Origin of the sequence: Nonomuraea terrae, from assembly GCF_004348995.1 — a bacterium.
GTDB lineage: Bacteria > Actinomycetota > Actinomycetes > Streptosporangiales > Streptosporangiaceae > Nonomuraea > Nonomuraea terrae.
In genome coordinates, this window is sequence record NZ_SMKQ01000282.1 from 1 (window position 1) to 9,027 (window position 9,027).

Annotated in this window: 9 protein-coding genes; 6 read left to right on the forward strand and 3 right to left on the reverse strand. The window is 70.2% G+C overall.

The features are described 5' to 3' along the window. The 3 genes from E1286_RS43430 to E1286_RS43440 all read left to right on the forward strand — a co-directional run. Positions 1-1,548: glycoside hydrolase family 3 C-terminal domain-containing protein (locus E1286_RS43430; protein ID WP_187368311.1), on the forward strand; the 1,548-nt coding region annotated here is incomplete at its 5' end. A 66-nt stretch (positions 1,549-1,614) separates the two neighbouring features. Next, entirely contained in the window at positions 1,615-2,295 is a 681-nt protein-coding gene (locus E1286_RS43435) for a DUF4191 domain-containing protein (RefSeq protein WP_132622667.1), read from the forward strand. Continuing rightward, positions 2,295-3,059, forward strand: coding sequence for a class I SAM-dependent methyltransferase (locus tag E1286_RS43440; RefSeq protein WP_132622669.1), 765 nt, complete (start codon positions 2,295-2,297; stop codon positions 3,057-3,059). The genes E1286_RS43435 and E1286_RS43440 overlap by 1 nt, the downstream gene beginning before the upstream one ends. On the opposite strand, the gene E1286_RS43445 is transcribed toward E1286_RS43440, so the two are convergent. Genes E1286_RS43445 through E1286_RS43455 form a run of 3 tightly spaced genes read right to left on the reverse strand, consistent with a single transcriptional unit; the run spans position 3,040 to position 5,114 of the window. Next, entirely contained in the window at positions 3,040-3,975 is a 936-nt protein-coding gene (locus E1286_RS43445) for a glycoside hydrolase family 113 protein (protein WP_223190897.1), read from the reverse strand. The two genes, E1286_RS43440 and E1286_RS43445, sit on opposite strands and share 20 nt — an antisense overlap. Further along, positions 3,972-4,592, reverse strand: coding sequence for a TetR/AcrR family transcriptional regulator (locus E1286_RS43450; protein WP_246075661.1), 621 nt, complete (start codon positions 4,590-4,592; stop codon positions 3,972-3,974). The genes E1286_RS43445 and E1286_RS43450 overlap by 4 nt, the downstream gene beginning before the upstream one ends. A gap of 60 nt (positions 4,593-4,652) precedes the next feature. Continuing rightward, complete coding sequence (locus tag E1286_RS43455; protein WP_132622671.1) at positions 4,653-5,114, reverse strand: RDD family protein; 462 nt, start codon at positions 5,112-5,114, stop codon at positions 4,653-4,655. Between the two features lie 77 nt (positions 5,115-5,191). On the opposite strand from E1286_RS43455, the gene E1286_RS43460 reads away from it, so the two are divergent. The 3 genes from E1286_RS43460 to E1286_RS43470 all read left to right on the forward strand — a co-directional run bounded on the left by E1286_RS43460 (position 5,192) and on the right by E1286_RS43470 (position 8,931). After that, entirely contained in the window at positions 5,192-6,256 is a 1,065-nt protein-coding gene (locus E1286_RS43460) for a hypothetical protein (RefSeq protein ID WP_132622673.1), read from the forward strand. Positions 6,257-6,349: 93 nt separating this feature from the next. After that, complete coding sequence (glnA, locus tag E1286_RS43465; RefSeq protein ID WP_132622679.1) at positions 6,350-7,774, forward strand: type I glutamate--ammonia ligase; 1,425 nt, start codon at positions 6,350-6,352, stop codon at positions 7,772-7,774. Between the two features lie 686 nt (positions 7,775-8,460). Beyond that, positions 8,461-8,931: a lamin tail domain-containing protein gene (locus tag E1286_RS43470; protein ID WP_246075662.1), complete on the forward strand. Its 471-nt coding sequence runs from the start codon at positions 8,461-8,463 to the stop codon at positions 8,929-8,931. Positions 8,932-9,027 lie beyond the last annotated feature (96 nt).

The following is a 9,027-nucleotide window of genomic DNA, read 5'->3' on the forward strand; positions in this document are numbered from 1 at the left end:
CAGGAGTCCCCCGCCTCCGCACCCGCCGCCCACGAGGCCCCGGCCGTCTTCGGGCCGCCGCGGTCCGGCGGTGGGCCGCGCGTGCAGGAGCCCGTCGACGGGGTGGCGCTGGCGCGGGAGGTGGCCGCGCGGAGCTTCACGCTGCTGGCCAACGACGGCGTCCTGCCGCTGCCCGGCCGTCCGGTGATCGCCCTGCTCGGGGCGGCCGCCCGCGAGGCTCGCGTCATGGGCGGCGGCAGCGCGCAGGTCTTCCCCGAGCGGATCGTCTCCCCGCTGGCGGGCCTGTCGGAGCGTACGGAGGTCCGCTACGCCGTCGGGGCCGACCCGCGCGTCCGCCTGGCGCCGCTTCCCGGCCCGGTCACCGCGCAGTTCCTGGACGCGGCCGGCACGGTCCTCAGCGAGCAGCCGCTGTCCACCGGTGAGGCCCGCTGGATGGGCGATCTGCCGCCCGGCGTGGACGGCGACCGGCTGGCGGCGGTGCGGTTGCGGGCGGCGTACACGCCGGAGGCGACCGGCGAGCACGAGCTGTCGATCACCGGCGCGGGCGCGTTCACCCTGACCGTGGACGGCCGGAGCGTCTTCGACGGCCGCGTCGACGCGCCGGGCGACGACCCGGCCGTGGCGTTCCTGACGCCGCCCGAGCACCGGGTGAGCGTGCCGATGACCGCTGGGCGGGCGTACGAGCTGGCGCTGACGCATCCGGCGGGGGCGTTCGGCGGCATGGCGTTCGTGTCGCTCGCCCTCGGCCACGCCGACCCCGCGCCGGGTGAGGACGAGCTGCTGGCCGAGGCCGTGCGCGTGGCCACCGAGTGCGACGTGGCGGTGGTCGTGGCCGGCACGACGCCGCAGGTCGAGAGCGAGGGCTTCGACCGCGAGAGCCTCCGGCTGCCGGGGCGGCAGGACGAGCTGATCCGGGCCGTCGCCGCGGCCAACCCGCGCACCGTGGTCGTGGTGAACGCGGGCGCCCCGGTGGAGCTGCCGTGGGCGGAGGAGGTGGCGGCCGTGCTGCTGACCTGGTTCCCGGGGCAGGAGGCGGGGGCGGCGCTGGCCGACGTGCTGTTCGGCGACGCCGAGCCTGGCGGGCGGCTGCCCACCACCTGGCCGCGGACGCTGGAGGACGCCCCGGTGACCGCCGTGACCCCGGTGGACGGGACGCTCGCGTACGAGGAGGGCGCCTCCATCGGCTACCCGGCGTGGCGACGGTCGGGGCGCGCGCCCGCGTACTGGTTCGGGCACGGCCTGGGCTACACCACCTGGTCGTACGACTCGATCGCGGCCGAGGGCGCCACCGTGAGCGTGGCCGTCACCAACACCGGCCCGCGGCCCGGCCGGGAGGTCGTGCAGGTCTACGCCGGTCGCGAACACCGGCTGGCCGGTTTCGACGTGGTGGAGGCCGGTCCCGGCGAGACCGTGATCAGCACGATCTTCCTGCCGGAACGCGCTTTCCAGGTCTGGGACGGCCGCTGGCGCACGGTCGAGGGCGAACACCCGGTGGCGGCCGGTCGCAGCGCCGCCGACCTCCGCCTCTTCGCGACGGTGAAGATCTAGTCACAGGGCAGGCACGGCGCGGGCGCGTTTTCCACACTGCACCTGTTGGTTTGTATCCTTCTGAGCATGGCAAAGTCCGAGGACTCAGAGAAGCCGGGGCGCATCAAGCAGCTCCGCATGATCGCGAAGATCATCAAGCAGGCCAACCCCAAGGGGATGCCGATCGTCTTCCTCTCGGCGGTGGGCACGCTGGCGGTGGTCATCGTGATCGGCCTGGTCACGGACTACTTCTGGTATTCCCTGTTCATCGGCATCCTGGCCGCTCTGACGGTGGGCCTGGTGGTGTTCGGGCAGCTCGCGCAGCGGGCGCAGTATTCGCTGCTGCACGGCCAGACCGGCGCCGCGGCGGCCGTGCTGCAGGGCATGCGCGGAAACTGGCAGGTCACGCCGGCCATCGCGGTCAACCGCGAGCAGGACCTCGTCCATCTCGTGGTCGGCTATCCGGGCGTCGTGCTGGTGTCCGAAGGTCCGGGCAACCGGGTGGCCAAGATGCTGGCGGCCGAGAAGAAGCGGGTCGCGCGCGTGGTGCTGGGCGTCGAGATCTACGACATCCAGTGCGGTGACGGCGAGGGCCAGGTGCCGCTCGGCAAGCTGCAGCGCCACCTGATGAAGCTGCCGCGCAACCTCAAGAAGCCCGCGGTCAACGAGGTGAAAGACCGGCTGGGCTCGCTGCCGCGCAACATGCCCCTGCCGAAGGGCCCGATGCCCAAGGGCGCCCGCATGCCGCGCGGCCCCAAGCTGCGCTAGTGCCGTCCCTGTCGTCACGCGCCAACCGCTCGTGGTGGGACGGCAACGCCGACGACTACCAGGACGAGCACGGCGGTTTCCTGCGTGACACCGGGTTCGTGTGGTGTCCCGAGGGCCTCGACGAGGCCGAGGCGCGGCTGCTCGGCGACGTGCGCGGGCGGCGGGTGCTCGAGATCGGCTGCGGGGCCGCGCAGTGCGCGCGGTGGCTGCTGGCGCAGGGCGCCGAGGTGGCCGCCTTCGACATCTCCCACCGGCAGCTGCGCCACTCCCAGCGCATCGACCTCGACACCGGGGTGCGGGTGCCGGTGGTGCAGGCGGACGCCGAGGCGCTGCCGTTCGCGGCCGAGTCGTTCGACCTGGCGTGCTCGGCGTTCGGGGCGTTGCCGTTCGTGGCCGACCCGGCGGCCGTCTTCCGCGAGGTGCGCCGGGTGCTGCGGCCGGGCGGCCGGTTCGTGTTCTCGGTGAGCCACCCGATCCGGTGGGCGTTCCCCGACGACCCGGGGCCGCGGGGGCTGACGTCCGACCGGTCCTACTTCGACCGCTCCCCGTACGAGGAGCGCGACGAGCACGGCCGGCTCACCTACGTCGAGCACCACCGCACGATGGCCGACTGGGTCAACCTGCTGGTGGCCTCGGGGCTCACCGTCACCGGGCTGCTGGAGCCGGAGTGGCCGCAGGGGCACGAGCAGGTCTGGGGCGGCTGGAGCCCGCTGCGCGGCCGTCACCTGCCGGGCACGGCGATCTTCAGCTGCGCGCATACCTAGCGGCCATGGCGTGGAAGATCTCCCGGGGCCGCCACCGGGTGTCGTCGAGCATGGTGACCACGCCGTACGAGCCGAGGTCGTCGTCAGTGCGGTTGTAGGCGGCGAAGGTGAACCACAGGGCGGTGTCGACGCCCTCGCGTTCGAAGACGTCCATCAGCTCGGTGAAGTAGCGCACCTGCTCGCCCTCGTCGCGCACCGCGCCCTCGGGCACCGACCACGCCATGCCGCCCAGCTCCCCCGCCCCCTTGTACGGGCAGGTGCCGAACTCCGTGACCGCGACCGGCTTGCCGGGCGCGAACCGCGCGCGCAGCTCGGCCGCGAAGGCGTCCGCGTTGTGCGCCGCCCGGTAGGCGTCCGTGCCGACCAGGTCGAACGGGCTCCAGTCGAGGAACTCCCACGGGCCTGAGGCGTACGTGACGGGACCGCCGAAGCGGGGCCTGACGGTCTCGGCGGCCTCGGCCAGGAAGCCGTTGAAGCGCTCCATCACCGGGCCGAGCGACTGCCACCAGGCGAGGTCGGCGGTGGCCATGCGCTCCAGCCGTTCGCCGTAGGTGTCACCGGGGATGAATCCCGGGCAGAAGGCGCTGGTCTCGCAGCCGGTCACCAACACCACCCGCGCGCCGCTCCCGCGAACGGCCTCGGCGCGTTCCGCGCAGTCGGCGTACAGGCGGAGGATCTCGTCGGAGGGGATGTCGACCGGGAAGGGCGCGAACCAGACCTCCAGGCCCTCGGCGGCGGCCCGCTCGGCCGCGACGCTCAGCCGCGCGGGCTCGCGGCCCGAGACCCGGACGACGTCGCAGTGCAGCTCGCGGGCGATGACGCGCATCTCGCGGGCGACGGCGTCGGGGTCGAAGACGGGGCGGGAGCAGGAGTCGCCCGGCAGGAAGCCAGTGTCGTAGTTGATGCCTTTTTTCACGATATGTTCCCTTTTAGCGATGAAAAGCCGTGTTCGAGGAGGTCGAAGGCCAGCTCGACGTCTTCTGCCAGGAGCCGTCCGGCCTTCTCCAGCGGCACCCCGGTGGAGAGCCGGTGAAAGAACGCCTCCTGCACGGTGGTGACCGCGGCGCTGATCTGGGCGGCCATGAGCTGCGCGGCCAGGCCGTCGCCCGGAACGGCCCGCGCCAGCTCGGCGGCCAGCTCTTGGCGCTGGCCCGCGTATGTCCACTGGAGTCCCGCCAGCAGGGCCGGGCTCGACGAGATCACCCGGATCCGGGTGAAGAGTTCCTCGACATCCACCTCGCCGGCGCCCTGCCGGGCCATCCCCCGATAGTGCGCGCGCAGTGCGTCGAGCGGCGACCGCCCCTCCGGACGCCCGGCCACGATCGCGGCCATGTCCTCCTTGACCGCGTCGAGGACGAGGCACTCCTTGCTGGAGAAGTACGCGAACAGCGTCACCTTGGCGACCCCGGCCGCCTCGGCGACCTCGGCGACGGTCACCGCGTCGTAGCCTCGCTCGTCGAACAGGCGCAGCGCCACCTCGGAGATCCGGCGCCGTGTCTGTTCTTTCTTGCGTTCCCTGAGCCCCGCCATCATGCGGACAGCATAAACCGTACCGGGTTCATTTCTGAACCCGGTACGGTTTATTGTCGCTCGCTACATGCGGACGACCATGGTGTTGGAGGCGCGGTCGTGGACGCCGCGGTGGTCGCGGTCCCAGATCAGGGCCGGCACGGCCAGGCAGAGCAGCACGGTGCGCACCACCACGGGGAGCAGGCGCGGGTCGCCGCCGTCCATCGCGGCGACCCTGATGCCCATGAGCCGGTGGCCGAACGTCTGCCCCATGAAGCCCACGAGCAGAAGGTACTGGAGGGCGAAGACGGCGACCGGCGCCCACGGCGCCTCGGCGGGGTTCATCCGCAGCAGCAGCTGCACGACGACCCACGTGCAGATCATCCAGTCGATGACGAGCGCGCCGATGCGGCGCCCCCAGCCGCTGATCGACCCGCTGCCCTCCTCGGGCACACCCAGGCGCTCGCCCGGGTATCCGAGATCGACGCCGGCGGACCGTACGCCGCCCAGCCAGGTCTGCGTCCACCGAGGCTCGTTGCCGCTCATGCCTCCAACGGTATCCGCCCGGTGGGCCGGCCGGAATCGTGACCCGACCGCGTCGCAAGACCATCAAGATGTACGCCATGCCACACGGAGATGACCTTGATACGCGCTTCAATGAGTTGGTCTCACAGATCGACAAGGAGGAGCAGCGCAGGATGCGGGCGGCGGCGAGAAGAGCCGCCAAGACCGGGCGTCCGGGCGGCGGGACCGATCGCTTACCCGGGTACTTACCGGAGCCCGAACCCGCGCCGCGCAGCAGGCGGGGCTGGCTGATGGTGGCCGCGGTCGCGGCGCTGATCGTCGCCGGGGCTGTGGTCGTCACGTACCGCCCGGATGTGCTGGCCCCGCTGAGGTCGGCGGCGTCGGGCGCGGTGCCGGAGGAGACCATGCCGGTCGTCGCGGCGCCGCTGGACCAGCTGGTCATGGGGCCGGCGGACGGCTCCGGCACCGACCTGGCCGACCCGTTCGCCGGATCACCGGCAGAGAAGTACGCCGAGGGGATCGACGGGTTCGCGATGCCGGAGGCCAAGGCGCTGGGCGGCCTTCCGGAAAAGGACGTCGCCAAAGGGCTGCGGCGCACGCGCGAGCTGCTGGCCGCCGCGTACCTCGACAAGAAGACGCTGCTCGGCGGCGCTCCGGACGCGTTCGCCCGGCTGCTGGACCGCGGGCAGCGCGACTGGTTCCGCGAGGAGCTGGACGACCCGGAGGAGACCACGCGGACGCTCGTGAACAGCTTCGCGCCGAAGACCGCCGAGCTCACCACGGACGTCATCAAGGTCAAGGGGCGGACCACGCTGACCACGTTCAAGGAGAAGGGCCTGCGCGGGGTCAAGGCGAAGTTCAACTACCTCGTGGTCTACGCGGTGCAGCGCCCCGGCCGGCCCGCCACCGCCATGAGGCTCGTCACTCACCTCACCGGCACCGTACAGATCTACCACGAGGCCGGCCGGCTCGTGGTCTGGGTGAGCAGCTGGGACGGTAGCGCGACGCCCGCCCGCTGCGACGTGGAGGACGGCTTCATCCACCCCTACTACGACGACTCGCCGCCCGACAAGGTGCCCGCCACCGGGGCGCCCGAGGACCCCTACGACCTGGAGGACGAGCCGCGGCACGACGACGGCTGCTCGGCATCACAGGCCACCTGACCTGCGTAACACGTGCGAAACAATCGGGACACCGTATGGAAACGGCCCCGGCCTAGCGTCGCAATGATGACCAGTCCCCAGGGAGGTTCGAGAGTGTTCAACTCCGCCGACGACGTCCTGAAGTTCATCAGTGACGAAGGGGTGCAGTTCGTCGATGTCAGGTTCACCGACCTGCCGGGGACGACGCACCACTTCACCTTCCCGGTTGAGAACTTCGGCGCGAGCGTCTTCACTGACGGTCTGATGTTCGACGGCTCGTCGATCCGCGGTTTCCAGCAGATCCACGAGTCCGACATGCTTCTGCTGCCCGACCCTTCGAGCGCCGTGGTGGACCCGTTCCGCCAGCACAAGACGCTCAACATCAACTTCTTCGTGCACGACCCGCTGACGGGCGAGGCCTACAGCCGCGACCCGCGCAACGTGGCGCGCAAGGCCGAGGAGTACCTCAAGGGCACGGGCATCGCCGACACGGTCTACTTCGGCCCCGAGGCCGAGTTCTACATCTTCGACGACGTGCGCTTCGAGACGAAGCAGAACGCCGGCTACTACTACATCGACTCCATCGAGGGCGCCTGGAACACCGGCAAGGCGGCCGAGGGCGGCAACCTCGGCTACAAGCCGCGTTACAAGGGCGGCTACTTCCCGGTGCCGCCGATGGACCACTTCACCGACCTGCGCTCCGAGATGGTGCGCCACCTCATCGAGTGCGGCATCGACGTCGAGATGCAGCACCACGAGGTCGGCACCGCCGGTCAGGCCGAGATCGACTTCAAGTTCGGCACGCTGCTCAAGACGGCCGACAACCTGATGCTGTACAAGTACATCATCAAGAGCACCGCCATGGAGAACGGCCGCACGGTCACGTTCATGCCGAAGCCGCTCTTCGGTGACAACGGCTCCGGCATGCACTGCCACCAGTCGCTGTGGAAGGACGGCTCGCCGCTCTTCTACGACGAGGTCGGCTACGCGGGCCTGTCCGACACCGCCCGCTACTACATCGGCGGCCTGCTCAAGCACGCGCCGTCGCTGCTGGCGTTCACCAACCCGACGGTCAACTCCTACCACCGCCTGGTGCCCGGCTACGAGGCCCCGGTCAACCTGGTCTACTCCCAGCGCAACCGCTCGGCCTGCGTCCGCATCCCGATCACGGGGTCCAACCCGAAGGCCAAGCGCATCGAGTTCCGCGTGCCGGACCCGTCCTGCAACCCGTACTTCGCCTTCGCGGCGATGCTGATGGCGGGCATCGACGGCATCCGTAACAAGATCGAGCCGCCGGAGCCGGTCGACAAGGACCTCTACGAGCTCCCGCCGGAGGAGGCCCGCAACATCCCGCAGGTGCCCGGCTCGCTGCCCGAGGTGCTCGCCGCCCTCGAGGCCGACCACGACTACCTGCTGGAGGGCGGCGTCTTCACACCCGACCTCATCGAGACGTGGGTGTCGTACAAGCGCGAGAACGAGGTCGACCCGATCCGCCTTCGCCCGCACCCGCACGAGTTCGAGCTCTACTACGACGTGTGACGACCAGCGACCGCGCGGTGACCTGCATGGTCATCGCGCGGTTTCCGTCTGGTTGTGACGGCTCTGTTCACTGCGGCCCGTCTTCGGTCGGATGCCCCAACGCTTCGCCTTCACGGACAAGCCATGTCGGGGTGGGTTGCCAGTGTTAGATCGTCTTGTCGCTGGAAACAGGAATGGTCCGCAACGTCGCGAATACCCGCGACTGACCATTCTGGAGGAGCGCATTTTGGGTAGGACCGGCCGGAAGAGGATGCTGGCGGCGGCCGGCGGGGGCGGCCCCGCCTCTCCCCTCCAGCCCATGGAGCGATCATTGCCGCTTCTGCATCGAAGCGCCAGAGTCACCCAGGTATACGAGGCTTAGGCCGAGAGCTGGTCCACCGAGCCCTTCTCATCCTGAGTAGCGGCCCTCTTCGACGGGCCGCAGGACCAGGACGCCTGGACGATCGGGGCGCCTGGATGCCATATGGAGCGGGCGTTCCTCTGGTGGCTCTTCAGTCACAACCGGGGGTGACAGTCCTGACGCCGGCGGATCTCCTCGGGTAGGGCGGACGCGTCCCGACATCAGATCGGTGTGGTTGTTCGCCCGGCGTGTCAGGTATCAAACCGATACGGGAACGGTCCATTGGGGCGTGCGAGCGTCAATATGCTCGGTTCGCATCATTGCCGACACCCCCCGGAGTCTCCTCGTGCGTACCCGATCTCTGCTGACGGCCGCGGTGCTGACCGCCGGCATGACCCTCGCCGCCCAGCCCGCCTACGCGGCGGCGCCGGTGGTCCAGATCACCAAGATCTACTACGACTCCCCCGGCTCGCCGGACAACGGCGGGAACAGCAGCCTGAACGGCGAGTACGTGCAGATCAAGAACACCGGCAAGAAGGCCGTCAGCCTCAAGGGCTGGACCGTGCGCGACCAGACGAGCCGGTCGGATCACGTCTACCGGTTCGGTACGTTCACCCTGAAAGCCGGGAAGACGGTCACCGTGCGCACCGGCAAGGGCGAGAACACCGCCTCCAACCGCTACTGGGGCAGGAGCGGCGGAACCCTCGCCTACATCTGGAACCAGAACGCGGACACCGCCTACCTGCGCAACGCTTCCGGGAAGCCGGTCGACTCCTGCTCGTACAACTCGACGAAGCAGGACTACAAGACCTGCTGACCCGCATCCCGCGACCGTGCGGCCGTGGTGGCGGATGCGGGTGGGGCGTGCTCAGTGGTTCAGCAGGCGCAGGTGAGGGCGTTCGCCGGGGCGGTC

Coding starts and splice junctions, on each gene's coding strand:
- E1286_RS43435 (WP_132622667.1), top strand. CDS start 1,615: ATGGCAAAGTCCGAGGACTCAGAGAAGCCGGGGCGCATCAAGCAGCTC.
- E1286_RS43450 (WP_246075661.1), bottom strand. CDS start 4,592: ATGATGGCGGGGCTCAGGGAACGCAAGAAAGAACAGACACGGCGCCGG.
- E1286_RS43455 (WP_132622671.1), bottom strand. CDS start 5,114: ATGAGCGGCAACGAGCCTCGGTGGACGCAGACCTGGCTGGGCGGCGTA.
- E1286_RS43460 (WP_132622673.1), top strand. CDS start 5,192: ATGCCACACGGAGATGACCTTGATACGCGCTTCAATGAGTTGGTCTCA.